This window comes from Actinoplanes sp. NPDC048988 (assembly GCF_043197815.1).
In the GTDB taxonomy this organism is placed as follows: Bacteria; Actinomycetota; Actinomycetes; order Mycobacteriales; family Micromonosporaceae; genus Actinoplanes.
The window spans coordinates 131,452-155,093 of the sequence record NZ_JBICTW010000012.1; the positions used below are offsets into that span (position 1 = coordinate 131,452).

Consider the following 23,642-nt stretch of genomic DNA (forward strand, 5'->3'; position numbering starts at 1 on the left):
CCGTGGACGCCACCTGGGTGCGATTCGGGGCCCGCCGGGCGGGACGGCTGGTGCTGTCGGTGTGGGTGCTGGTGACCGCCGCCTTCCTGATGATCCACGTGCTGCCGGGCGACCCGGTCCGCGCGTCGCTCGGCCCCACCGCCCCGCTCTCGCTGATCGAGCAGCGGCGTGCGGCGATGGGGCTCGACGACCCGCTGTGGCTGCAGTACGCGCACTACCTGGGCCACCTGGTCACCGGCGACCTGGGCGTGTCCATGACGTCCGGGCTGCCGGTGGACGAGGTGATCTCGTCGCGGCTCGGCTCCACCGTCGAGATGGCGTTGCTGGCCTTCGCGGTGGCGGTGGTGATCTCGGTGCCGCTCGGCACGCTGATGGCCGTCCTGGCCCGGGGCAACCGGAACCGCGACTGGTTCCTCACCTCGGCCGGCGTCGTGGTCGCGACCATCCCCGAGTTCCTGATGGCGGTCGGTCTGGTGTTCGTGTTCAGCGTCCAGCTCGGATGGACGCCGGTGGCCGGGCGGTCGGGGCCGTCCTCGTACGTGCTGCCGGTCCTGGCCCTGGCCATCGGCCCGGCCTTCATGCTGGCCCGGATCATCCGGGTGGAGCTGCTTTCCGTGCTGCGGGCCGATTACATCCGTACGGCGAGAGCCAAGCGCCTGCGACCGGCGGCCATCTACCTGCGGCACGCGCTGCCGAACGCGATCACGGCCACCCTGACCGTCGGCGGCCTCCTGCTCGGGACGCTGGTCGCCGGCACGGTGCTGATCGAGAACATCTTCGCCTGGCCCGGGCTGGGCGGCACGATCGTCCAGTCGATCCTGGCCAAGGACTACCCGACGGTCCAGGGCGTGGTGCTGGTGTACGGGATCGGCGTGCTCGGAATCAATCTGGTGGTGGACGTGGCGCTGGCCGTGCTCGATCCCCGCTCGGCGATCCGGGAGAGCTGATGGCGTTGCTCAAGAAGCCCCTCGGTGTCACCGCCGCCGTGCTGCTGGTCCTGGTCCTGGGACTGGCCCTGATGGCGCCGCTGCTGTGGCAGGAGCGGGCCGACGCCGTACACCCCACTGAGATCCTGCAAGGTCCCTCGGCCGCCCATCCGGTCGGCACCGACCTGCTCGGCCGCGACATCCTGGCCCGCGTGCTGGTCGCGACCCGGCTGTCGGTGGGGCTGGCGCTGCTGGCGACCGGGATCGGGGTGGGCGTGGGTCTGCTGCTCGGCACCGCGCCGACGCTGCTCGGGCGCCGGGCCGGGCGGTGGATCACGGCGGTCGTCAACATCGCGGTGGCGTTCCCGACGCTGCTGCTGGCGCTCTTCTTCGCGGTGATCTTCGGAGTGGGTGCGAAGGGGGCGGTGCTGGCGATCGGCTTCGCGACCGCGCCCGCGTTCGCCCGGCTGACACAGACGATGGCCGCGGCCGTCTCGGGGCGCGACTTCATCGCGGCGGCCCGGATCGCCGGGGTGGGCCGCGTCCGGGTGCTGGTGCGGCACGTGCTGCCGAACATCGCCGAGCCGCTTGTGGTGTCGGCGACGATGGCGGCCGGGAGCGCGCTGCTGGCCTTCGCGAGTCTGTCGTTCCTCGGGCTCGGCGTTCAGGCGCCCGGCTACGACTGGGGGCGGCTGCTGGGGGAGGGGCTGGCTCAGATCTACATTCATCCGGCGGGAGCCCTGGCCGCCGGGGTGGCCGTGGTGGTGGCCGCCATGGCGTTCAACCTGACCGGCGAGGCGGTGGCGCGCGGCTTCGCCGCCATGGACCCGGACAAACCGCGCGGTGTGGTCGCCGGTACGCCGGCGCCGGTCGGGGAAGGCTCCCTGCTCCACGTCGAGAACCTTCGGGTCAGCTATGGCGATGTGACTCCGGTCCGCGGGGTGAGCCTCGCGCTGCGCCCCGGCGAGGCCGTGGGCATCGTGGGGGAGTCGGGCTCGGGGAAGAGCCTGACCGCGTTGGCCATCGCCCGGCTGATCGAGTCGCCGGGCCGGGTGGACGCCGACCGGCTCGAATTCCTCGGCGCGGATCTGCGCCACGGCGACCACCGCGAACTGCTCGGCACCTCGCTCGCCATGGTCTTCCAGGATCCGATGACCTCCCTCAATCCGACCCACAAGGTGGGCCGTCAACTGGCCGAGGTGGTCCGCGAACATCAGGGCGCCGACCGGCGTACGGCCTGGCGCCGCGCCGTCGACCGGCTCGGCGCCGTGCGGATCCCCGACGCCGCGCGCCGCGCCCGGCAACTGCCGCACGAACTCTCCGGCGGCATGCGGCAGCGGGCCATGATCGGGATGGGCGTGATGGCCAGCCCGCGGCTCATCATCGCCGACGAGCCGACCACCGCGCTCGACGTGACCGTGCAGCGGCGGGTGCTCGAGCTGCTGGCCGACGTGCGGGCCGCCGAGGGCGCCGCCCTGCTGTTCATCAGCCACGACGTCACCGTGGTGGGCCAGGTCTGCGACCGGGTGCTGGTCATGTACGCCGGCCGGATCGTCGAGGACCTGCCCACCGCGTCGCTGGCCCGGGACGCCCGTCATCCGTACACCCGGGCTCTGGTCGCGGCCGTGCCCTCGATGACCACCGACCGGGACCGTCCGCTCGCGGTGATCCCGGGACGCCCGCCGGACCCGCACGCGCTGCCGGCCGGGTGCGCCTACGCCCCGCGCTGCCCGCGCGCCACCGGCCGGTGCCGCACCGAGGACCCGGCGCTGACCGTTCACGAGGACGGCCGCCGCGTAGCCTGCTGGCACGCCGAAGCCCATCTGGAAGGAGCAGCATCGTGACACAGTGGACCGAACGCCTGGCCGAGCTCGCCGAGCGCCATCACGTGCCCGGCGCGACCCTCGGCATCTCCCACGGCGAACAGCGGATCGAGGCCGCGTACGGGGTCCTGAACCTCCGTACCGGCGTGCCGGTGACCACCGACTCGCTGTTCCAGATCGGCTCGATCACCAAGGTCTGGACCGCCACCCTGGTCATGCAGCTGGTCCAGGAGGGCAAGATCCAGCTGGACGCGCCGCTCGTCGAGGTGATGCCCGAGCTGCGGCTGCACGACCCCAAGGTGACCATGCGCCACCTGCTGACCCACACCAGCGGCATCGACGGCGACGTCTTCACCGACACCGGCCGCGGCGACGACTGCCTGGAGAAGTACGCGGCGGAGCTGGCCGGCGCGGCCCAGATCCACCCGCTCGAGGCCACCTGGTCGTACTGCAACTCGGGCTTCTCCCTGGCCGGCCGCGTCGTCGAAAAGCTCACCGGCGGCACCTGGGACGCCGCCCTGCGCGAGCGGATCATCACCCCGCTCGGGCTCGAGCACACCGTGACCCTGCCCGAGGAGGCGCTGATGCACCGCGCCGCCGCCGGCCACGTGACCGACGACGGCAAACAGGTGCTGGCCCCGGTCTGGGGCATTCCGCGCTCGGCCGGACCGGCCGGTGCCATCGTGTCCACAGTGGGCGACGTGCTGCGGTTCGCGGTGTCGGGCACGCTTCCCGAGATGGCCGAGCATCAGGTCGACCTGCCGCAGACGCACCTGCTGGGCGACTCCTGGGGCCTGGGCTGGGAACGCCTGAACTGGGGCGGGCACCGGCTGATCGGCCACGACGGCAACACCATCGGGCAGTCCGCGTTCCTGCGCGTCCTGCCCTCGCACGGGCTCGCGGTGACGCTGCTGACCAACGGCGGCAACGCGGCCAAGCTGTACGAGGAGCTGTTCCGGGAGATCTTCGAGTCGTACGCCGGTGTGCCCGTGCCGCATCCGCTCGGCCCGCCGGAGACGCCCGTCGACGTGCCCGTGAGCCCGCATGCCGGCGTCTACGAGCGGGCCAGCATCCGCCAGGAGGTGCTGCCCGAAGGGGTGCTGCGGATCAGCGTGACCGGGCCGATGGCCGAGGTGCTGCAGGAGAAGCCGGTCGACTACCCGATGGTGGCGGTGGAGCCCGACCTGTTCGTCTGTCAGGACCCGGAGACCGGCAACTGGCTGCCGGCGGCCTTCTACCGGCTGCCCACCGGCGAGCAGTACCTGCACTTCGGCGCCCGGGCCACCCCGCGATGCGCGAGCTGACCTTCGAGAACGTGACCGTCCGGTTCGGCTCCCGCCGGCACGGCACGGTCGCGGTCGACGGCGTCGACCTGATGGTGCCGGCCGGCCAGGTGGTCGGCCTGGTCGGCGAGTCCGGCTCGGGCAAGTCCACGCTGGCCCGGGCCGCCGTCGGGCTCGTTCCGCTCACCGCCGGCCGGATCCTCCCCCACCCGCGCGGGGGCGGGCCGGTGCAGATGGTCTTCCAGGACCCGTACTCGGCCCTGGACCCGCGCATGACCATCGGGGCCTCCATCGCCGAGGTCGCCCACGGCCGTACGGACGTGGCCCACTTCCTCGAACTGGTCGGCATCCCGCCGGAGCGGGCCGGGGTCCGCCCCGGCGAGCTCTCCGGCGGCCAACGGCAGCGGGTGGCGCTGGCCCGCGCCCTGGCCGGCCGCCCCGAGGTCATCGTGGCCGACGAGATCACCTCAGCCCTCGACGTCTCCCTTCAGGGCGCGGTCCTCAACATGGTCCGCGACCTGCAACGGCGGATGGGCCTCACGATGCTGTTCATCTCGCACAATCTGGCCGTGGTCCGCTACGTGAGCGACATCGTGGCGGTGATGCGCCACGGCCGGATCGTCGAGTACGGCCCGGTCTCGCTCCTGGAGGCGCCGAAGCACGAGTACACGCGGGAGCTGCTGGATGCCGTCCCCCGCGCTTAGGGTGGCCAGCATGAGCCAGCTGCCGCGCGCCAGCCTCGGCCGGGTCCTCGACGACCTGGGCGCCACGCTGCTCGACCTGGTGCACGGCGACGCCGGCGCACCCGAGCCGATCGCCGGCATCGCCATCCACGACCCGTTCGACGAACCGCACCTGCCCACGCCGGCGCTGGTGCTCGGGGTGGGCCTGCACGCGCCGTCCGACATCGCCGCGCTGCTGCGCACGCTGGGCGGTCACGCGGCTTTGATCGTACGGGCCCCGGTCGCCGCCACCGACGAGGTCCGCGCCGCCGCCGACGAGTCCGGGGTGGCGCTGCTGGCCCTGACCCGGGGAGCGTCCTGGGCCCAGCTGGCCGCGTTGCTGCGCTCGATGCTCAGCCAGGGCGACGTGGGCGGCCCGGAAACCCTCGGCGGCCTGCCCTCGGGCGACCTGTTCGCGCTGGCCAACGCGGTGGCCGCCCTGGTCGACGCGCCGGTCACGATCGAAGACCCGGACAGCCGGGTGCTGGCCTTCTCGGGCCGCCAGGAGGAGGCCGACGAGTCCCGGGTGGAGACCATCCTGGGCCGCCAGGTGCCGGAACGTTTCGCCCGCCTGCTGACCCGCGCCGGCGTACACCGGGACCTGCACCGCAGCACCGAACCGGTGTACGTGACCCCACCCTCCAGCGGCCCCGGGGACTTCTCGGTCCCGCGAGCCGCCGTGGCCGTCCGGGCCGGCGACGAATTCCTGGGCTCGATCTGGGCCGCCGTCCGCGAGCCGCTGACCCCCGACCGCTCCCGCGCCTTCAGCGATGCGGCCAAGCTGGTGGCCCTGCACATGCTGCGCTTGCGGGCCGGCGCCGACGTCGAACGCCGCCTGCGCACCGAGCTGGTGGGAACCGCGCTGGAGGGTGGCCCCGGCGCCCGGGAGTCGCTGGCCCGCCTGGGTTTGGCCGACCAGCCGTTGGTGGTGCTGGCCCTGGCCCCCGCCGCCCCCGAGACGGCCGCCGACCGGTCCGCCCTGGCCGCCGACCGCCAGCGCTTGACGGACGCGCTGGCCATGCACTTGAGCGCGGTCCACGCGGGAAGCGCCGTGGCCCTGCTGGGCGACGTGGCCTACGGCTTGCTGCCGGCGGTGACCGAGGAACGGGCGGTACGGGTGGCCACCGAGTTCCTGGACCGCGTGGGCGACCGGGTGCCGGCCCTGGTGGGAGTGAGCCCGTCCGCCCCCACGGTGGCGGTGCTGGCCGCCGCCCGGGCAAGCGCCGACCGTGCGCTGCGGGTGCTGCGCTCCGGCTGCGGCCAACGGGTGGCCCGCCTGAGCGACGTCTACACCAAGGCGATGGTCCTGGAAATGCGCGACCTGGTAGCCACCAGAGGCGACACCCCCACGGGCCCACTGGCCCGGCTGCGAGCCTACGACGCCGAACACAACGCCGACCTGGTCGAAACCTTGTCCGCCTGGCTGAACGCCTTCGGCGACGCGGTGGCCGCCGCAGCCGCCCTGCATGTACACCCCAACACGTTCCGCTACCGCCTGCGCCGCCTGGCCGAGGTGGGCGACCTGGACCTCACCGACCCCGACTCCCGCTTCGGCGTCATGCTCCAGCTGCGCCTCTTCCCTTAGGAGACCTTCATCGTCAGCAATGCGGTTATCTAGCTGCGCGGGTCCGGACCTTATAGTCGCCAGAACACTGGTCATATGACGAGTTCGGTCTATTCGCCTTCGCCCTTCTCGGTACCAAGATATATGTTCACGCGGATGATGGATTCCGCGTCGTCGGTGGACTTATGCTGTCAGCTCGTCCATCGGGAGCCGCATGCATGAATACTCGAAGCTGGCTGAACCCGCCGGTCAGTACCAAGCTCACCGCCAAGGTGCTGCTCACGATACTCGTGGGATTCATGGTCAACTTGATCTCCACGGCAGTGTCCGACGGGATTACGCTGGCTAAATTGCCCGAGCAGCTCGGCTGGTGGATGATCCTCTTCCCGCTCGCCCTCATCCTTGTGCTCTACGACGTCGCCGTGGACGTTTCCGGTGAACGTAGCCACCTTATAGCGGAGGCCAGGATGCAAGAAAGGTCTCGCATCGAGGTTCAGTCGGCTTGCGAGGAGATGCTGCAGATTAGCACCCAAGTGTTAGTGAAATCCGCACTCTTCCCCAGGAGATCAGGTCCTCTCAACATTCACGTGTTCCTCCGTGACCAGCTTGAGGGCCGGACGATCCTCAGGAAAGATCGCGAGATTCTTTGTAATGTGGAAGAAATGCCGGAAAACTACACGTTGGACTATGTTTTCCCCGACGTGGACGAGCTCGTCATATGTGAGGCCTACAATCAGGATGCATTAAAGTACGAAGTCCTCCCGGAGGATCACCTGAATCGATATAACGAGCGGATCAGCAGAAAGGTCGATCCGAAGATCGGTTGGGTCCTCGCCCTCCCGATCCACTCGGACCACGGCAAGCCGTTGGGCGTGGTGTGCGCCTTCGGTACGAGGCGATTCTTTCCGAATGAGAATTCGCGACGAGTGTTCCAGGAAATCCTCTGGAAGTACAGTGAAATGTTCTTGGTGGCCGAAAGAGCTTCGGAGAGGGCGGCAAGAGGTGGCTATTAATCACCCGATGGAAGACTTCATGAACCAGGCGATCGTCCTGGCGAACAGCGGATCCGCGGCGGGTGATTACAAACTGGGATCCGTGGTGGTCGACCCGAATGGTGACGTGGTCGGTGAAGCTCATACCTCTCTCAAGACGTCGATCGATCCCACTGCGCATGCGGAGATTCTGGCGATCCGCCGAGCTTCTGAAAAGATGGATTCCCGGCTCCTGGAAGGTTGTTATCTGTACAGCACCCTCGAGCCGTGCCCTATGTGTACCTCCGCTGCCATCTGGGCCAAGATGGGCGGCCTTGTTTTCGGCGCCACGCTCGAGGACGCGCTGACGCGAGGCGGAGAATGGAAGAACGGCATTTTCTACTCATGGCGGCAGATCAAAATCAAATCGGCCTTCGTGGCCGAACGTGGTGATCCGAAGATCGAAGTTTTTGAGGGCTTCATGCGTGACAAGTGTGTGGAGCTCTTGCCCGGCGGCGGCTCCTAGCCATGCGGAGCTACGACTACGTTGAAGACAACGGAGGGACTGTCTATGTGTTGCGCGCCTATGTAGAGTCCGACGACTCCGCAATACTGTACCCCGCCTATCAACGTACGTCGTCCGGGCTGAGGCGAATCTGGCACACAGGCGCGCATCGATCCGCGGCCTCTGCTGCGGACTGGCTCGTGGATGCCGGCTGTGTCATTCGGAGCCGCGAGACTGTTTGCGTGGCACAACCCTGGAACTCCAGCCCTCTGTCGTCGGACGGGCCAGACCTCGACAAGGGCTTCCGGGAGTTCGTTGCGCTGGCGGAGGAGAGCGGCGCCAAGCTGTATGCGTACGGGTCCCGGCTTCTTGGGAAGGAGGGTCCAGGATCTGATTGGGATGTTCTGATCGAAGGTCTGTCAGATCCATTCAGGCTTGTTGCGCAGGTGGTTCAGCAGATTCCCGCCGCCCGGTATCGGACCGATGGTGAACTGGCCTCGCTCTTCACGCTGCCGCGCCAGAACGTACCGATAAGCGCAACCGATTTGGTCTCCATTTTGCGCGACGGTCTTCCTTACTTCTACATCCGCGATTTTCCGGTCGACCTCATGAAGGCCGGGCCGGCCCAGGTTCCGGTGATTCCCGATCTGGAGAGGGAGGACATCGATATCGTCGGCACCATAGTCGGCGATGCCGTAGATGCCTACTCCATGCCGCGGCGACTCTCATTGGCGCTCGGCTCCGGTGAGATCGTCTCGGTATTCTTCCTGACCTGGTTTCTTCAGGGGCTCGGAAGAAGGATCGGACAGAAAGTCACGTTCCAAGCGCTGCGGCGTGATCGGCAAGGGAAGTTGTGGTTCGCATCCAGATTTTCTAAGATCACCTTGTTGTAGGAGTTCACATGAGGGCTCGCATCGATGTGTCCGAAGTGGTCTGTTGGCGTCTGACCCTGCACTGCAATCGCGCGTGTGTATTCTGCCTTTCAAGAAGTGGGCCGCGATTCTCGCATCCATCGTTCGATCCGATGGAGGTTCCGGCCCGCCTCGCCGATCTAGGAGTCAAGAAGATCTCCTTCTCCGGTGGAGAGCCGACGACGTTCGAAGGTCTGCCTGAGCTGGTTGAACGCGGCGATGAGTTGGGCTTGGCCCAAGCTCTCACCACGAACGGGGACAGCCTCGAAGGGAGTATCCCGGCGTGGTTCGGCAGGCTCGAGCATGTCAAGCTGAGCTTCTACGGAGATAGTGTTCGTCATGACAGTTTCATGGGTCAGGGACATTATTCGAAACAACTGTCGCTCGCGCGTCGGCTAGCCGCGGAAGCCGACCTGTCGTGCACGGCGAATTTCATGCTCAGCCGGCTTACGTCAGCCGGTCTCAAACGTTTCCTGGACGACGCCACGGCGGCCGGTTTCTTCAGCGTCGTGATCCAGACGTACATCGAGAACAGGCGCGCACGCATCGATGATATGCATCGCCTGGGGCAAACCTCCGGCGTTCTGAAGGCGGTGGAGTCATCGGCGACTGAATACTCCGCATTCTTCAGCGGAGGAGTGCGCGTCCACGATTTCTCGCAGAACGACTGGCTCGTCGTGCTGGACGATCGGCGAAGGCTGGTGCTGCCGTCCAATGAGCAGACTCCCGACCACGTCATGGGTGATCTCTTCGATACGGTCGTCACGACGCTTGCCGGCGACGAGAAAGCCACTCCGGCGGCCCTTGAAGAGGTGTGGGAGAAGCAGAGGTATGGTACTGCGATCCGAGTATTTCCCCATGCGGCCACGGCTTCTTGACGTCGCCTCGACGGAAGGTGCGGGCACGCGCGCCTCGGTGTAACGGACGAGTCGGGCGCCTCTGTCTCGTCGTCGCGCACAATGACACGGACCTCCCGGAAGGGCAGGCTTCGCGCAGGGAGCCGCGAGCCTAGGGGGTAGACCGTGACACGTCGGGCGCTGATCGAGGATCTGGTGGCCGTGGAGACGCCGGAGCAGCCCGCCCTCAGTCCGGACGGGAGCCGGGTGGCCTATGTGCTGCGGGGCGCCGACCGGAAAGCGGACCGGGTCACCCGTGGCATCTGGTGTTCCGGGCGGCGGCTGACCCGGGGGCCGGCCGACACGGCGCCCGCGTGGTCGCCGGATGGGCGGTGGCTGGCGTTTCTCCGTGGTGGGGACGGGGCGGCGCAAGTGTGGCTGCTTCCCGCCGACGGTGGGGAGGCCGAGCCGGTCACCGATCTGCCGTTGGGGGCGGGGGCGCCCCGGTGGAGCCCGGACGGTACGAAGATCGCCTTTGCCGCGCCGGTGGCCATCGGCGGGGCGGGCGCGAACGCGCCTGTTGTCACCGAGCGGCTCGACTACCGGGCCGATGGGGCCGGGCTGCTGCGGGACCGGCGTAAGCATCTGTTCGTGCTCGATGTGGGGGCGCGTGACTGCCGGCAAGTGACCGAGGGGGACTGGCACGCCGGCGAGCCCGAATGGTCGCCCGACTCGACTCGGCTGGCGTTCTCCGCCGCCACCGGCAAGGACGCCGATCTGACGCTTCGTGCTCCGGTGCATGTTCTGGACGTCACCGATCCCAAGGCCCGGCCGGAGCAGGCGGGACTGGCCGACGGGTTCGCCGGGCCGGCCGTGTGGACGCCGCGGGGGGACGCGCTCATTGTCGTCGGCACCACCGGGAAACCCGTCGGGCACGCGCGGCTGCTTCATGTGCCGCTCGACGGTGGGGCGGTGCGTGATCTCGCCGCGGGCCTCGACCGGAACGTCATGGCCGGCGGGCCGGGCTATCCGGGCGCGGTTCCGCGGTTCGCCGCCGACGGGCGGACGGTGCTTTTCTGCGTACGGGACCGGGGTTGCTCCCATCTCTACGCCGTTTCCCTGGATGGCGGGGAACCCCGGCCGATCGTGGCCGGCGCCGGGCGGGTCGTCTCCGGGATGTCGGTCGTGGGTGACACCGCCGCCGTCGTTCTGGCCACACCCACCTCGTACGGGGAAATCGTCACCGTCGACGTGGTCTCGGGCACGGAGACCGTGCGTACCACGCACAACGAGACCGACGTCGAGCTGTTCCCCCGGGTCGAGCGGGAGTTCACGATCTCCGACGGCACCGTGGTGCACGGCTGGCTGATCCGGGATCCGGCGGCCACCGGGCCGCGGCCGCTGCTGCTCGACATTCACGGTGGGCCGCACAACGCCTGGAACGGGGCCGCCGACGACGTCCACCTCTACCACCAGGAACTGGCCGGGCGGGGCTGGAACGTGCTGCTGCTCAACCCCCGGGGCAGCGACGGCTACGGCGAGCGGTTCTTCACCGCCGCCCTCGGCGCCTGGGGCGAGGCCGACGCCCGCGACTTCCTCGAGCCGCTCGACCAGCTCGTCGCCGACGGGACCGCCGATCCGCAACGGCTGGCCGTGGCCGGCTACAGCTACGGCGGCTACATGACCTGCTATCTCACCGCCATCGACGGGCGGTTCGCGGCCGCGGTGGCCGGCGGGGTGGTCAGCGATCTGACCAGCATGGCCGGCAGTTCGGACGACGGGCATCTGCTGGCCGCCCTCGAACTCGGCGGGCGGCCCTGGGAGGAGCCCGCGCGGTACGCCGCCATGTCGCCGCTGACCCGGGTCGCCCAGGTCACCACCCCGACCCTGATCCTGCAGGGCGACGCCGACCTGCGCTGCCCGGTCGGCCAGGCCCAGCAGTGGCACACCGCGCTGCGCGAGCGGGGCGTCCCGGCCGAGCTGGTGCTCTATCCGGGCGGTTCGCACCTGTTCATCCTCGAGGGGCCGCCGAGTCAGCGCATCGACTTCAACACCCGGATCGCCACCTGGGTACGCGGGATCCGCCGAATCGACGGCGACCACTGGCAGCGGCGGCTGGCCGTGCTGGCCGAGCGGCACGGCGTGCCGGGAGCGGTCCTCGGCATCTCCCGGGGGGACGAGCAGATCGAGGCCGCGTACGGAGTGCTCAACGTGGACACCGGGGTAGGGACCACCACCGACTCGGTGTTCCAGATCGGGTCGATCAGCAAGGTCTGGACGGCCACCCTGGTCCAGCAGCTCGTCGACGAGGGCAGGCTGGAACTGGACGCCCCGATCGTCGATGTGCTGCCCGAGCTGCCGCTGGCCGACGCCAAGCTCACCATGCGCCACCTGCTGACGCACACCAGCGGCCTCGACGGCGACGTCTTCACCGACACCGGGCGCGGCGACGACTGCCTGGAGAAGTACGTCGACGGGCTGCGCGACGTGGCCCGGAACCACCCGCTGGGCGCCACCTGGTCGTACTGCAACTCCGGTTTCGTCCTGGCCGGCCGGGTCGTCGAAAAGCTCACCGGCGGCACCTGGGACCAGGCCGTCCGCGACCGCATCGGCACGCCGCTCGGCCTGCGCCGCACCGGCACGCTGCCGGAGGAGGCGCTGCTGCACCGGGCCGCCACCGGTCACCTGCCCGGGCCTACGGTCGCTCCGGTGTGGACGCTTCCGCGGGCGCTCGGGCCGGCCGGACTGATCACCTCGACCGCGGCCGACCTGCTGGCCTTCGCCCGGCTGCATCTGGCCGGCGGGCTGGCCCCGGACGGCACCCGGCTGATCAGCGAGGCCGGGGCCGCCGCGATGGCCGCCGAGCAGGTCGAGCTGCCCGAGAAGCACACGCTGGGCGACTCGTGGGGGCTGGGCTGGATCCGGTTCGGCTGGGACGGGCACCGGCTCATCGGGCACGACGGCAACACCATCGGCCAGTCGGCGTTCCTGCGGCTGCTGCCCGAGCAGGATCTCGCCGTCACCCTGCTGACCAACGGCGAGGGCGCCCGCGACCTCTATGAGGACCTGTTCCGCGAGATCTTCGCCGAGGTGGCCGGCCTGACGATGCCGCGACCGCTCACCCCGCCCGAGCCGCCGGTCGACGCCGACATCACACCGCACCTGGGCACCTATGAGCGGGCCAGCGCGCGGCTCGAGGTACTCCAGGGACCCCTTCTCAGGATGACCACGACGGGTCCGCTCGCCGAGCTCAGCCCCGAGCCGGTGCACGAGCTGCCGATGGTCGCGGTCGACGACGACCTGTATCTCGTGCGCCTGCCCGGGAGCGTCAACTGGATCCCGGCCTTCTTCTACCGGCTGCCGACCGGCGAGCGCTATCTGCACCTGGGCGTGCGCGCCACCCCGAAGGTGGCCTGATGCTGGCCGACATCGAAGAGCTCGTGAACTGCGAGTCGCCCTCGGACGACCGGGCCGCCGTGGCCCGCTGCGCCGGCGTCCTCGCCGGCATCGGTCACCGGCGGCTCGGCGTGTGGCCCGAGCGGATCGTCCTGGACGGCCGCACCCACCTGCGCTGGCGTTTCGGTGACGGCCCGGCCCGGGTCCTGGTGCTGGGACACCACGACACGGTCTGGCCGGTCGGGACGCTGGCGCGTCATCCGTACGAGACAAGCGGTGAGATCCTGCGTGGCCCCGGGTGTTTCGACATGAAGGCGGGCGTCGTGCAGGCTCTGCACGCGATCGCCGCGCTGCCCGAGCGGTCGGGCGTCACCCTGCTCGTCACCGGCGACGAGGAGCTGGGCTCGCCGACCTCGCGCGAGCTCATCGAGCAGGAGGCGGCCGGATGCGTGGCCGCCCTGGTGCTGGAGGGCTCGGCCGACGGAGGCGCGCTCAAGACCGAGCGCAAAGGCGTTTCCCTCTATCGGGTACGGATAACCGGCCGGGCCGCCCACGCCGGGCTCGCCCCCGAGGCCGGTGTGAACTCCACAGTGGAAATGGCCCATCAGGTGCTTGCTGTGCAAGCCCTGGCCGATCCCGCGCTCGGTACGACGGTGGTGCCGACCCGGATGACCGCGGGCACCACGACCAACACCGTCCCGGCGGCGGGGGAGTTCGCGATCGACGTCCGCTGCCGGACCACGGCCGAGCAGCTGCGCGTGGACGCGGCGCTACGGGCGCTCACGCCGGTTCTGCCGGGGGCGCGCCTCACGATCGAGGGCGGCCCCAACCGTCCGCCGTTGGCGGCCGAGGCTTCCGGCGACCTTTACGCACGGGCGGTGGCGGCGGCCGGTCGACTGGGCCTGACGCCGCCGGCGCGGGCCGCGGTCGGCGGCGCCTCGGACGGCAACTTCACCGCCGGCGTCGGGGTACCCACCCTGGACGGGCTGGGCGCGGTCGGCGGTGGCGCCCACGCGGCCGACGAGCACGTCGTCATCGCCGAACTGCCGCGCCGGGCCGCCCTGGTCGCCGCCCTGTGCCAGACGGCGCTCCGCTGCCATGAGTGACCTGCTGACTCCCGCCTCGGCCGCCGATCTGGCCGCCGGCGGCGCCGGTGTGCGCATCCGGCTGCTCACCGAACTGGCGGACCTGGACGCCGTGTACCGGCTCTTCGACGGCATCTGGCATTCCGGCGCGGCCCACGCGCCGGTCAGCCGGGAGATGCTGCGCGCCATGAGCAAAGCCGGCAACTACGTGGCCGGCGCCTACGACCGCACCGGCATGGTCGGGGCGTGCGTGGGCTTCTTCGCCGCGCCGGAACGCCGTGAGGTGCACAGCCACGTCGCCGGAGTGGTGCCGGCCGCCCGCGGCCGGGACGTGGGGCGCGCCCTGAAACTGCATCAGCGGGCCTGGGCGCTCGGGCACGGCGTGACCCGGATCAGCTGGACGTTCGACCCGCTGGTCAGCCGCAACGCGTACTTCAACGTGGTCAAGCTGGGCGCCGATCCGGCCCAGTACCTGCCCGACTTCTACGGCCCGATGGGCGACGCCATCAACGGCGACGACGACACGGACCGGCTGCTGCTCCACTGGAACCTCGCGGCGCCGCACGTCGACCGGGCGGCCCGGGGCGAACGGCGGCCCGGATGCGAGGTGGGCGCGCTGCGCCGGTCGGGTGCGGTCACGGCCCTCGGCCGTACGCCGGGAAACGAGCCGGTCGAGGGGACGGCCGACGGCCGTACGGTGCTGATCGCCGTTCCCGCCGACATCGAAACGCTGCGCCGGACCGACCCGGCGTGTGCCCGCCGCTGGCGGGTCGCGGTGCGCGAGACGCTGGGGCCGCTGATCGACGACGGGGCGACGGTACGGGGTTTCGACCGCGCCGGCTGGTACGTGCTGGACAGGGAGAACCGATGAAACTCACCGGCATCGAGATGCGCCGGATCCGGATGCCCCTGGTGGCGCCGTTCCGCACGTCGTTCGGCACCGAGACCGAACGCGACGTCCTGCTCCTGCGGGCGGTCACCGACGAGGCCGAGGGATGGGGGGAGTGCGTGGCGATGAGCGACCCGCTCTACTCCAGCGAATACGTGGCGGCGGCGGCCGACGTGCTGCGCCGCTACCTGGTGCCGGCGCTGGCCGCCCAGCCGCCGGGAGCGGCCACGGCGGTCGCGCCGGCCCTGCGGAAGTTCAAAGGCCATCGGATGGCCAAGGCGGCGCTGGAGACGGCGGTGCTCGACGCCGAACTGCGCGGCTCGGGCCGCAGCTTCGCCCGCGAGCTGGGCGCGACCCGCGACCGGGTGCCGTGCGGGGTGTCGGTGGGCATCATGGACTCGATCCCGGCGCTGCTGGACGCGGTCGGCGGCTACCTCGCGCAGGGCTACGTCCGGATCAAGCTGAAGATCCAGCCCGGCTGGGACGTGGCGCCGGTCCGCGCGGTCCGCGAACGCTTCGGCGACGGCGTGCTGCTCCAGGTCGACGCCAACACGGCGTACACCGTGGGGGACGCCCCGTTGCTGGCGGCCCTCGACCCGTTCGGCCTCCTGCTCATCGAGCAGCCGCTCGACGAGGAGGACGTGCTCGGCCACGCGGAGCTGTCCCGGCGGCTGAGGACACCGATCTGCCTGGACGAGTCGATCGTGTCGGCCCGCGCGGCGGCCGACGCCATCCGGTTGGGCGCGTGCGCCATCGTCAACGTCAAGCCGGGCCGGGTCGGCGGATACTTGGAGGCCCGCCGCATCCACGACGTCTGCGCGGCCAACGGCGTCCCGGTCTGGTGCGGCGGCATGCTCGAGACCGGCCTGGGCCGGGCCGCGAACGTCGCGCTGGCCGCCCTGCCCGGCTTCACCCTGCCGGGCGACACTTCGGCTTCGGACCGCTATTTCCGTACGGACGTGACGCCCCCCTTCATCCTGGACAACGGCCACCTGCCGGTACCGACCGGCCCCGGCCTCGGCGTCGAGCCCCTGCCCGACGTCCTCACCGAGATCACCACAAACTCGGAGTGGCTGCCGCTGTAGGGCCAGCTGGTGGTCGTGTGCCGCGCGGGCCGGCCCGCCGGGCGGCATCGGCAGCGTCGGTGCGGTGCGGTCGAGGGCCTGGATCTACCGCCCGTTCGGGTGGGTCGAGATACAGTCCGACGACTCGAGTGTCCGAGCGATCACCTGCTCGACCTGGTCATCGGTGACCGTCCGCGGCCGGCCCGGCCGCGGCTCGTCGAGCAAGCCGTCCGCAGGAGGCGCCGGCCGACGGGTGAACCGGGCGGCCAGGTGGGCGAAGGCCTCGGCCAGGTCGGGCGGGCCGATCACCTCGAAGTCGGCGTCGAAGCGGGCGATCGTGGCGGCCAGGGCCGGCCACGACCAGGAGCCCGTGGTGAGGCGGCAGCGGCCGGGGCCGGCCTCCTCGACGACGCCGTCGCGGGTGTGAAGGGCCACCGTGGCGGCCGGCAGGTCGAGGACGAGCCGGCAGGACTTGCCAGATCGTCGTCAGGGCCCGGCCCGCCGCGTCGGCCAGGGCGTCGTCCGAGGTGGTGGCGGCGACCTGGAGGGCGACGGTGAGGGCGACCGCCTGCTCGTCGTCGAACAGCAGCGGCGGCAGTTCGGGTGCCGGCGCGCAGCCGGTAGCCGCCGGCGAGACCCCGACGAGGTCGGCGGCCTGTGGGGCCGGCTCGCCGACGGTGCCGTCATCGTCGAGAAGTACGGGCCGTCCCCGTTCAGCCCGGGCTTCGGCATGCTCACCGACCGCTTCGGGGTGACCTGGATCCTCCAGGTGCGAAACGGGCGCTAGGTGTCGGCCGTGAAGCGCTGAACCTCCTCGAGCGGGCCGGCCACGATCAGCTCGGCGCCGTCGGGGACGACGGCGCCGGGTTCGGCGTACAGAAGCTCGGCGCCGTGGGTCTTGAAGCCGATCACCGTGACCCCGTACTTCGAGCGCAGGCCCAGCTCGGCCAGGGTGCGCCCGGCGGCGTCACGGGGGATCCGGGTGCGGGCGACCGCGAAGCCGTCGTCGAACTCGATGACGTCGAGCATCCGGCCGGCGATCAGGTGGGCCACCCGGTCGCCCATCGTGGCCTCGGGGTAGATGACGTGGTGGGCGCCGACCGAGCGGAGGATCTTGCCGTGTTTGACCGAGACCGCCTTGGCCCAGATGTCGCCCAGGCCCAGCTCGCTGAGCGTCAGCACGGTCAGCACGCTGGCCTCGATGTCGCTGCCGATGCCGACCACGGCGCGGGTGAACTCCTTGATGCCGACCTGCTCCATCGCGTCGCCGTCGGTCGAGTCGGCCTGCACGACGTGGGTGAGCTGGTCGGACCACTGCTGGACGAGCTCGGCGTCCTCGTCGACGCCGAGCACCTCGTGGCCGAGCTTGAGCAGGGACTCGGCCACCTGGCCGCCGAACCGGCCCAGGCCGATCACGACGACGTTCTCCACCTGGTTGTCAGCCAACGATCGGTCGCTCCTCCGGGTATCGGTACTTGCGGTGGCGGGTGTTGAGGGCCAGCGCCGAGGCGACGGCGATCGTGCCGACACGGCCGACGAACATCATCACACTGAGGATCAGCTGGCGTGCCGGTGACAGCTCGGCGGTCAGGCCGTTCGTCAGCCCGGCCGTGCTGAAGGCCGACATGACCTCGAACAGCGCCCGGTCGAAGGACACCCCGCCGGTCACCGCGAGCAGGGTCAGCGTGCCGACGGCCACCGTGGCCACCCCGAGCAGGGCGACCGCGGTGGCCTGGCGCTGGGTCGCCTCGGCGATGCGGCGGCGGCCGATCACCACGTCGCGTTCGCCGCGGACCTCGGTCCAGATGACGTACCCGAGCAGGAAGAACGTCGTCACCTTGATGCCGCCGGCGGTGCTGGCGCTGCCACCGCCGATGAACATCAGGCCGACCACGATGGCCGAGGTGTCCTCGTTCATGGCCCCGTAGTCGACCGTGTTGAAGCCGCCGGAGCGGGGGATGGTGCCCTGGACGAAGGCGGCCAGGATCTTGCCGGGCACCCCGAGCGGTCCCAGCGTGCCCGGGTTGCGCCACTCGAGGGCCAGGATCGCGGCGAAACCCACCGCCAGCAGCACCAGCGAGCCCCACACGGTCAGCCGGGTGTGCGTCGACCAGGCGGCCGGGCCGCGCCGCTGGCGGCCGATCTCGTACAGCACCGGCACGCCGATGCCACCGGCGATGACGCCCAGCGTCAGCGGGACGCACATCCACCAGTCGCCGGCGAAACCGGTCAGCCCGTCGCTGCGCAGCGAGAAGCCGCAGTTGTTGAAGGCCTGCACGGCGTTGAAGGCGCCCTCGGCCAGGGCCGGCCCGAACGCCACGTCGTAGGTGAGCCAGAGCCGGGCCGTGACGATGCCGGCGATCACGGTCTCGCAGGCGAACATCACCGCCGCGGCCAGGATCAGCACCCGCCGGAAGTCGCCGTGGGCCAGCCCGGTGCTGGTCTCGACGCCGGCCATCATCCGGCCGCGCAGCCCCAGCCGCTGCGACACGAGCAGGCCGAGCAGGGTCGCGCCGGTGGTGATGCCGAAGCCGCCGGTCTGGGTCAGCAGGGCGATCAGCACGTGGCCGAAGCCGGACCAGTACGTGGCGGTGTCGACCGTCGACATGCCCGACGTGGTGATGGCCGAGGTCGAGGTGAACAGCGCGGTCAGCAACGGCGCCGAGCCGTCGCCGGCCCGCGAGACGGGAAGCATCAGCAGCACGGCTCCGGCCGCGATCGCGGCCACGAAGGCCAGCGACACGGTCCGCGCCGGGTGGGGGCGGGCCGGGCGCATCAGAGATTTATACCGTACGGCCGGTCAGGCCCCGTCGGAGATCAGCATCTCGGGGTGGCGGAGCAGGAACTCGGGCAGCCGGTCGGCCGACGTGGCCGCGAACAGGCCGCGGGTGTCCTCGGTGACACCCTCGCCACCGCCGGCGCCGGTGGCGAACGTGCCGCCGTTGGTCTTGATCGGGATCAGGTCACCGGCGGCCAGCCCTTTGAGGCCGAAGATGAAGGTCTCCACGGGTACGCCGTGGGTGTCCATCCGCAGCGACCTGCCCGCCGCGGCCAGGACCTTGGAGACCTTGGCCGGGTTGCCCATGATGCCGGCGCTGCCGGCCTTGCGCGCCATGGCGCGCAGCAGTTGCTGCTGGTGGCGCTGCCGGTCGTAGTCGCCGTTGGCCGAGTGGCGCAGCCGGGAGAACTCCAGCGCCTCCCACGGCTTCATGTCGCGGCACCCCTTGCGGAACCACAGGGCGTTCCTCGGCGGGGTCTTGGGGTCGGCACCGTGCGCGTACTCGACCTTGCCGTTGTTCACCAGGTAGTGGCTGGACCACATGTCCTTGTCGACGCAGAGGTGCACGCCGCCCATGGCCTCGATGATGCCGCGGAAGCCGTCGAAGTCGATCACCGTGACGCCGTCGAACTCGATGCCGGTCAGCTCGTGCACCGCGCTCGTAGCCAGCTTGGCGCCGCCCTGCCAGCCACCGCCGTTCGCCGACCCGTACGCGTAAGCGGCGTTGATCTTGGTGGTGGCGCCGCCGAAGCCCCGCGACTCGTCGGCCGGGATCTTCGCGACCATGTCACGCGGGACCGAGATCATGTACGCCCGGTCGTGCGACGCGGTGATGTGCAGGATCAGGATCGTGTCCGAGCGCGAGGCCTTGCCCTCCTCCTCCCAGCCGGCCCGGGAGTCGAGCCCGAGCAGGAGCAGGTTCATCGCGCCGGCCGGCAACTCGCCGGACGTGGCCGCGGTGTTTCCCAGGCCGGCGGAATCGAGCACGCTGGACGTGGTCTGAATGTTCGACGTGAGCTGGTTCAGGAAGTATTTCACCGCGACGAGACCGCCGCCCCCGGTCAACGCCAGCACGATGCCGAAAGCGGTCGTCAGTTTGGCCCATAAAGGTGATTTCCTGCGCACGGCGTTCATGATCGGCGGCAATTCTGGGAATAAGTGAAGGACATTTAAAGGGAACAGTAAGTTTTCCGCCAGGGACCGCGGCGTGATAATCATTGGTGCATGCGGGTGCTACTGGTCGAGGACGACGACTCGATCGCGATTCCCCTGGTGCAGGGTCTGGCCCGCTTCGGCATCGAGGCCGAGCACGTGGCCACCGGCTCGGCCGCGCTGGCCGCGCCGCCGGCCGACCTGGTGCTGCTCGACCTGGGCCTGCCCGACATCGACGGCGTCGACGTGTGCTGGGCGCTGAGCCGGTCCCAGGGCGTGCCGATCATCATGCTGACCGCCCGCCGCGCCGAGGCCGACCTGGTCCGGGGCCTGGAGGGCGGCGCCGACGACTACCTGTCCAAGCCGTTCAGCCTGCGCGAGCTGGTGGCCCGGATCCGGGCCGTCGACCGGCGGTCCCGGGCCACCCGGGCCCAGCCGGCCGAGCCCGACACGCGCGTGCTCGGGTCGCTGGTCATCGACCGTACGACCCGGGAGGTGACCGTGGACGGCAAGCCGGTGGCCCTCGCCCCCAAGGAGTTCGACCTGCTGGAGATGCTGGCGGCCAAGCCCGGCACGATGATCCTGCGGCAGAAGCTGCTCGAAGGGATCTGGGCCACGGCCGACGCGCGCAGCAAGACCCTCGACTTCCACATCGCGGCCCTGCGCCGCAAGCTCGGCGACCCGTCCTGGATCGAGACCCGGCGCGGCGTCGGCTTCCGGCTCGTCGTCCCGTGACCCGGCGCCTGGTCGTCACGTACCTGTCGCTGGTCCTGGCCGTCCTGACCGGCCTGGCCGTGCCGCTCGGCTACCTCTACCAGCGCAGCGAGCGGGACCAGACGTTCCGGCAGCTGGAGCGCGAGGCCGAGATCGTCGCCGCCTACGTCGACGCCGAGCTCGGCGAGGACGACGGCGACCAGGTCGAGGACATCGCCTCGGCCGTGGCCCGCCGCTGGAACGGGCGGATCGCGGTCTTCGACGCCGCCGGCCGGCTGACGTACAGCACGGTGCCCGGAGCCGGCGCCGTGCCCGAGGGGATCCACCACGGTTTCGCCCAGGTCGACGGCGTACGGGTGATGGCCGTCTCGGTGTCCCTGCCCGCCTCGAGCTCGGTGCGCCTGACCGTCCCCACGGCCGCCGCCGACGAGCAGGTGCGTCGGGTCTGGGCCCTGCTCGCGGCCGCCTGCCTGCTCGTGCTGGCCGTCGGCGCCGCGATCGCCCTGGCCCTGGCCCGCTGGATCGTCCGCCCGGTGAAGGCCCTCGAGGAGGCCACGCGCCAGCTGGCCGACGACACCGGGCCCACGCCGGTACGGATCACCGGGGGACCGCCGGAGCTGCGACGGCTCGCCGCCACGTTCAACCGGACCGCGCAGCGCCTGCACAGCGTGCTGTCGGCCCGGGGCGCGTTCGCCGACCACGCCTCACACCAGCTCAAGGGTCCCCTGGCCGCCCTGCGGCTGCGCCTGGAGAACCTGGAACCGGATGTCGGGCCGGCCGGGACGGAGAGCCTGGAGGCCGCGCTCAACGAGACCGAGCGCCTGGACAAGCTGGTGAACACGCTGCTCGACCTCACCCTGATCGATCGGCGGGACGAGGCGCCGGAGGCGGTCGACGTGGCCGCCGAGGTGACCGAACGGGCCGGGATCTGGCAGCCCCTCGCGGCCGAACGCGGAATCACCCTGCGCGCCGACGTCGAGGGGCCGCTGCCGGCGACGGCGATGCCGGGGGCGATCGAGCAGATCCTGGACAACCTGGTCTCGAACGCGCTGAACGCCGCCCCGGACGGCAGCGTCATCACGCTGGCCGCGGCCGGAACGGCGCCCGATCGGGTCGAGGTGCACGTCATCGACGCCGGCCCCGGGCTCCCCGCCGACCAGCGGGAGAAGGCCCTGGAGCCGTTCTGGCGCGCGCCCGGCGCGCCTCGCGGGGGCACCGGCCTCGGCCTCGCGCTGGTGTCGAAGCTGGCCCGGGCCGGTGGCGGCGGCGTCCGGCTGGACGCCGCCACTCCCACGGGGATGGATGCCGTCGTGTGGTTCAGCGCCGCCCGCGCAGGCCGGCCACCAGGCTGACGCCGACCGCGGCCAGCACGACCTGGATGATCAGCTCGATCCAGTCGATGCCGCGGGTGTCGTCCACGCCGATGGCGGCGGCGATGAACGTGCCGATGATGGCGGCGATGATGCCGATCACGATCGTCAGCCAGATCGGAATGTTCTGCTTGCCGGGCACCACCAGCCGTCCCAGCGCGCCGACGATGAGGCCGATGATGACGGCGGTGATGATTCCGGAGATCTCCACGGTCGCTCCTTGCTCGGGGGTGTCGATCGCCAATTACCATCGGCGACCATTACCGAAACATCGGCTACAGTCGGAACCCCTGTTAATTCGAAATGGCAAAGGAGTGAGCCCTGGATGGGCGGCTACGGGTGGCAAATCATCCTCGTGGTGATTCTGGTTCTGCTGAACGCGGCGTTCTCGGGCAGTGAGATGGCCCTCATCTCCTTGCGCGACAGCCAGTTGCAGCGCCTCGAACGGCAGTCGCGCACCGGGGCGACGCTGGCCAAGCTGGCCCGCGACCCCAACCGGTTCCTGGCCACCATTCAGATCGGCATCACGCTGGCCGGCTTCCTGGCCTCGGCCTCGGCCGCGGTGTCGCTGGCCAAGCCGCTGACCGGCCCGCTGAGTTTCCTGGGCGGCGCCGCCGAGCCGGTCTCGATCGTGCTGGTCACCATCGTGCTGACCTTCTTCACGCTGGTGGTGGGCGAACTCGCCCCGAAGCGGATCGCGATGCAGCGGGCCGAGGGCTGGGCGCTGATGGTGGCCCGCCCGCTCGACACGCTCTCGGCCCTCTCCCGCCCCGTGGTGTGGCTGCTGGGCAAGTCAACCGATCTGCTGGTACGGGCGACCGGCAACGACCCGAACGCCGCCCGGGAGGAGGTCACCACCGAGGAGATCCGCGACCTGGTGACCCAGCAGCAGGAGTTCACCCCCGAGCAGCGGACCATCATCAGCGGCGCCTTCGAGATCGCCGACCGGGTGCTGCGCGAGATCCTGGTGCCCCGCCGCGACGTGCTGGTGGTCCCGGCCGAGACGCCCGCCCGCGAGGCTCTGGCCCGGCTGGCGGCCGGCGGCCACTCGCGGGCCCCGGTGACCGGCCCGATGGGCCTCGACGACGTCCTGGGCGTGGTGCATCTGCGTGACCTGATCGACGCGACCGGCCCGGTGCGCGACCACATGTTCGACGCCCAGTTCCTGCCCGAGAGCCTGAAGGTCTCGGACGCGATGATGCAGATGCGCGGCCGCCGCCAGCAGTTGGCCCTGGTGGTGGACGAGCGCGGAGCCATCGACGGCATCGTGACGATGGAGGACTTGGTCGAGGAGGTCGTGGGTGAGATCTACGACGAGACCGACCGTGACGTGCAGTCGGTGGTCCGCGAGCCGGACGGCGCCATGCTGCTGCCCGGCACGTTCCCGATCCACGACCTGCCCGACATCGGCGTGGACACCGAGAAGCTGACCGACAACGACTACACGACAGTCGCCGGCCTGGTCCTGGCCCAGCTGGGCCACATCCCCACGGCCCCCGGCGAGATCGTCACCGTCGACGGCCACACCGCCGAGGTGACCCAGATCGCCGGGCGAGCCATCACCCAGATCCGCCTGCGCCCGATCCACGCCCCCGAACCCGAGCCCGAACCGGCATCCTAAGTGCCGCTCCCGCTTCGCACGGACAAATCGG

General features: G+C 70.6%; 21 protein-coding genes and 2 pseudogenes. 17 read left to right on the plus strand and 6 right to left on the minus strand.

Features of this window, described 5'->3' with window-relative positions; all coding sequences use genetic code 11:
- The first annotated feature begins 2 nt into the window (after nt 1-2).
- The 13 genes from ACGFJ7_RS31135 to menC all read left to right on the plus strand — a co-directional run bounded on the left by ACGFJ7_RS31135 (nt 3) and on the right by menC (nt 15,996).
- Nucleotides 3-947, plus strand: coding sequence for an ABC transporter permease (locus tag ACGFJ7_RS31135; protein ID WP_360261009.1), 945 nt, complete (start codon nt 3-5; stop codon nt 945-947).
- Entirely contained in the window at nt 947-2,770 is a 1,824-nt protein-coding gene (locus ACGFJ7_RS31140) for a dipeptide/oligopeptide/nickel ABC transporter permease/ATP-binding protein (RefSeq protein WP_392645276.1), read from the plus strand. The genes ACGFJ7_RS31135 and ACGFJ7_RS31140 overlap by 1 nt, the downstream gene beginning before the upstream one ends.
- A complete protein-coding gene (locus ACGFJ7_RS31145; protein ID WP_360261015.1) occupies nt 2,767-4,053 on the plus strand; it encodes a serine hydrolase domain-containing protein in 1,287 nt (428 codons plus the stop codon). Before ACGFJ7_RS31140 ends, ACGFJ7_RS31145 begins: the two co-directional genes overlap by 4 nt.
- Entirely contained in the window at nt 4,041-4,736 is a 696-nt protein-coding gene (locus ACGFJ7_RS31150) for an ABC transporter ATP-binding protein (RefSeq protein WP_392645278.1), read from the plus strand. The genes ACGFJ7_RS31145 and ACGFJ7_RS31150 overlap by 13 nt, the downstream gene beginning before the upstream one ends.
- Nucleotides 4,737-4,746: 10 nt before the next feature.
- On the plus strand, nt 4,747-6,339 hold the full coding sequence (locus ACGFJ7_RS31155; protein ID WP_360261022.1) for a helix-turn-helix domain-containing protein: 1,593 nt from the start codon (nt 4,747-4,749) through the stop codon (nt 6,337-6,339).
- Between the two features lie 197 nt (nt 6,340-6,536).
- Nucleotides 6,537-7,331 (plus strand): hypothetical protein, encoded by a 795-nt coding sequence (locus ACGFJ7_RS31160; protein WP_392645280.1) that lies wholly within the window; start codon nt 6,537-6,539, stop codon nt 7,329-7,331.
- A gap of 7 nt (nt 7,332-7,338) precedes the next feature.
- The gene (locus tag ACGFJ7_RS31165; RefSeq protein ID WP_392645282.1) at nt 7,339-7,815 is read left to right on the plus strand and encodes a nucleoside deaminase; all 477 of its coding nucleotides are present in this window, start codon (nt 7,339-7,341) and stop codon (nt 7,813-7,815) included.
- A 221-nt stretch (nt 7,816-8,036) separates the two neighbouring features.
- Nucleotides 8,037-8,687: a nucleotidyltransferase domain-containing protein gene (locus ACGFJ7_RS31170; RefSeq protein ID WP_392645284.1), complete on the plus strand. Its 651-nt coding sequence runs from the start codon at nt 8,037-8,039 to the stop codon at nt 8,685-8,687.
- A gap of 8 nt (nt 8,688-8,695) precedes the next feature.
- Nucleotides 8,696-9,583, plus strand: coding sequence for a radical SAM protein (locus tag ACGFJ7_RS31175; protein WP_392645286.1), 888 nt, complete (start codon nt 8,696-8,698; stop codon nt 9,581-9,583).
- A 144-nt stretch (nt 9,584-9,727) separates the two neighbouring features.
- Nucleotides 9,728-12,958: a serine hydrolase gene (locus tag ACGFJ7_RS31180; protein ID WP_392645288.1), complete on the plus strand. Its 3,231-nt coding sequence runs from the start codon at nt 9,728-9,730 to the stop codon at nt 12,956-12,958.
- On the plus strand, nt 12,958-14,043 hold the full coding sequence (locus ACGFJ7_RS31185; RefSeq protein WP_392645290.1) for a M20 family metallopeptidase: 1,086 nt from the start codon (nt 12,958-12,960) through the stop codon (nt 14,041-14,043). The genes ACGFJ7_RS31180 and ACGFJ7_RS31185 overlap by 1 nt, the downstream gene beginning before the upstream one ends.
- Nucleotides 14,036-14,893 carry a GNAT family N-acetyltransferase gene (locus ACGFJ7_RS31190; protein WP_392645291.1) on the plus strand — a complete coding sequence of 286 codons (858 nt, stop codon included), beginning with the start codon at nt 14,036-14,038 and terminating at the stop codon, nt 14,891-14,893. The genes ACGFJ7_RS31185 and ACGFJ7_RS31190 overlap by 8 nt, the downstream gene beginning before the upstream one ends.
- The gene (gene menC, locus ACGFJ7_RS31195; protein ID WP_392645293.1) at nt 14,890-15,996 is read left to right on the plus strand and encodes an o-succinylbenzoate synthase; all 1,107 of its coding nucleotides are present in this window, start codon (nt 14,890-14,892) and stop codon (nt 15,994-15,996) included. The genes ACGFJ7_RS31190 and menC overlap by 4 nt, the downstream gene beginning before the upstream one ends.
- A 99-nt stretch (nt 15,997-16,095) precedes the next feature.
- Here the strand turns inward: menC and ACGFJ7_RS31200 are convergent.
- Both ACGFJ7_RS31200 and ACGFJ7_RS31205 read right to left on the minus strand, forming a co-directional pair.
- Nucleotides 16,096-16,206 (minus strand): annotated as a pseudogene (locus ACGFJ7_RS31200) (IS630 family transposase); the annotation flags it as partial.
- 87 nt (nt 16,207-16,293) lie between these two features.
- Nucleotides 16,294-16,410, minus strand: a pseudogene (locus ACGFJ7_RS31205) (transcriptional regulator); the annotation flags it as partial.
- A 37-nt stretch (nt 16,411-16,447) separates the two neighbouring features.
- Between ACGFJ7_RS31205 and ACGFJ7_RS31210 the strand changes: the two are divergent.
- The gene (locus ACGFJ7_RS31210) at nt 16,448-16,762 is read left to right on the plus strand and encodes a hypothetical protein (RefSeq protein WP_392645295.1); all 315 of its coding nucleotides are present in this window, start codon (nt 16,448-16,450) and stop codon (nt 16,760-16,762) included.
- On the opposite strand, the gene ACGFJ7_RS31215 is transcribed toward ACGFJ7_RS31210, so the two are convergent.
- The 3 genes from ACGFJ7_RS31215 to ACGFJ7_RS31225 are packed head-to-tail and all read right to left on the minus strand — an operon-like array spanning nt 16,759 to nt 19,879.
- The gene (locus ACGFJ7_RS31215) at nt 16,759-17,421 is read right to left on the minus strand and encodes a TrkA family potassium uptake protein (protein ID WP_360261037.1); all 663 of its coding nucleotides are present in this window, start codon (nt 17,419-17,421) and stop codon (nt 16,759-16,761) included. The genes ACGFJ7_RS31210 and ACGFJ7_RS31215 overlap by 4 nt on opposite strands.
- Complete coding sequence (locus ACGFJ7_RS31220; protein ID WP_360261039.1) at nt 17,414-18,751, minus strand: potassium transporter TrkG; 1,338 nt, start codon at nt 18,749-18,751, stop codon at nt 17,414-17,416. Before ACGFJ7_RS31220 ends, ACGFJ7_RS31215 begins: the two co-directional genes overlap by 8 nt.
- 24 nt (nt 18,752-18,775) lie before the next feature.
- Nucleotides 18,776-19,879 (minus strand): LCP family protein, encoded by a 1,104-nt coding sequence (locus tag ACGFJ7_RS31225; protein WP_392645297.1) that lies wholly within the window; start codon nt 19,877-19,879, stop codon nt 18,776-18,778.
- A 99-nt stretch (nt 19,880-19,978) separates the two neighbouring features.
- Between ACGFJ7_RS31225 and ACGFJ7_RS31230 the strand changes: the two genes are divergently transcribed.
- Complete coding sequence (locus tag ACGFJ7_RS31230; protein ID WP_360261044.1) at nt 19,979-20,641, plus strand: response regulator transcription factor; 663 nt, start codon at nt 19,979-19,981, stop codon at nt 20,639-20,641.
- Nucleotides 20,638-21,972: a HAMP domain-containing sensor histidine kinase gene (locus ACGFJ7_RS31235; protein ID WP_360261047.1), complete on the plus strand. Its 1,335-nt coding sequence runs from the start codon at nt 20,638-20,640 to the stop codon at nt 21,970-21,972. The genes ACGFJ7_RS31230 and ACGFJ7_RS31235 overlap by 4 nt, the downstream gene beginning before the upstream one ends.
- On the opposite strand, the gene ACGFJ7_RS31240 is transcribed toward ACGFJ7_RS31235, so the two are convergent.
- A complete protein-coding gene (locus tag ACGFJ7_RS31240) occupies nt 21,938-22,201 on the minus strand; it encodes a GlsB/YeaQ/YmgE family stress response membrane protein (protein WP_360261049.1) in 264 nt (87 codons plus the stop codon). The two genes, ACGFJ7_RS31235 and ACGFJ7_RS31240, sit on opposite strands and share 35 nt — an antisense overlap.
- 114 nt (nt 22,202-22,315) lie before the next feature.
- Here ACGFJ7_RS31240 and ACGFJ7_RS31245 point away from each other — a divergent pair, with 114 nt between their 5' ends.
- Nucleotides 22,316-23,611 carry a hemolysin family protein gene (locus ACGFJ7_RS31245; protein ID WP_392645300.1) on the plus strand — a complete coding sequence of 432 codons (1,296 nt, stop codon included), beginning with the start codon at nt 22,316-22,318 and terminating at the stop codon, nt 23,609-23,611.
- The last annotated feature ends 31 nt before the right edge of the window (nt 23,612-23,642 follow it).

Coding starts and splice junctions, on each gene's coding strand:
- ACGFJ7_RS31160 (WP_392645280.1), top strand. CDS start 6,537: ATGAATACTCGAAGCTGGCTGAACCCGCCGGTCAGTACCAAGCTCACC.
- ACGFJ7_RS31140 (WP_392645276.1), top strand. CDS start 947: ATGGCGTTGCTCAAGAAGCCCCTCGGTGTCACCGCCGCCGTGCTGCTG.
- ACGFJ7_RS31190 (WP_392645291.1), top strand. CDS start 14,036: ATGAGTGACCTGCTGACTCCCGCCTCGGCCGCCGATCTGGCCGCCGGC.
- ACGFJ7_RS31245 (WP_392645300.1), top strand. CDS start 22,316: ATGGGCGGCTACGGGTGGCAAATCATCCTCGTGGTGATTCTGGTTCTG.
- ACGFJ7_RS31150 (WP_392645278.1), top strand. CDS start 4,041: ATGCGCGAGCTGACCTTCGAGAACGTGACCGTCCGGTTCGGCTCCCGC.
- ACGFJ7_RS31185 (WP_392645290.1), top strand. CDS start 12,958: ATGCTGGCCGACATCGAAGAGCTCGTGAACTGCGAGTCGCCCTCGGAC.
- ACGFJ7_RS31230 (WP_360261044.1), top strand. CDS start 19,979: ATGCGGGTGCTACTGGTCGAGGACGACGACTCGATCGCGATTCCCCTG.
- menC (WP_392645293.1), top strand. CDS start 14,890: ATGAAACTCACCGGCATCGAGATGCGCCGGATCCGGATGCCCCTGGTG.
- ACGFJ7_RS31175 (WP_392645286.1), top strand. CDS start 8,696: ATGAGGGCTCGCATCGATGTGTCCGAAGTGGTCTGTTGGCGTCTGACC.
- ACGFJ7_RS31165 (WP_392645282.1), top strand. CDS start 7,339: ATGGAAGACTTCATGAACCAGGCGATCGTCCTGGCGAACAGCGGATCC.
- ACGFJ7_RS31220 (WP_360261039.1), bottom strand. CDS start 18,751: ATGCGCCCGGCCCGCCCCCACCCGGCGCGGACCGTGTCGCTGGCCTTC.
- ACGFJ7_RS31155 (WP_360261022.1), top strand. CDS start 4,747: ATGAGCCAGCTGCCGCGCGCCAGCCTCGGCCGGGTCCTCGACGACCTG.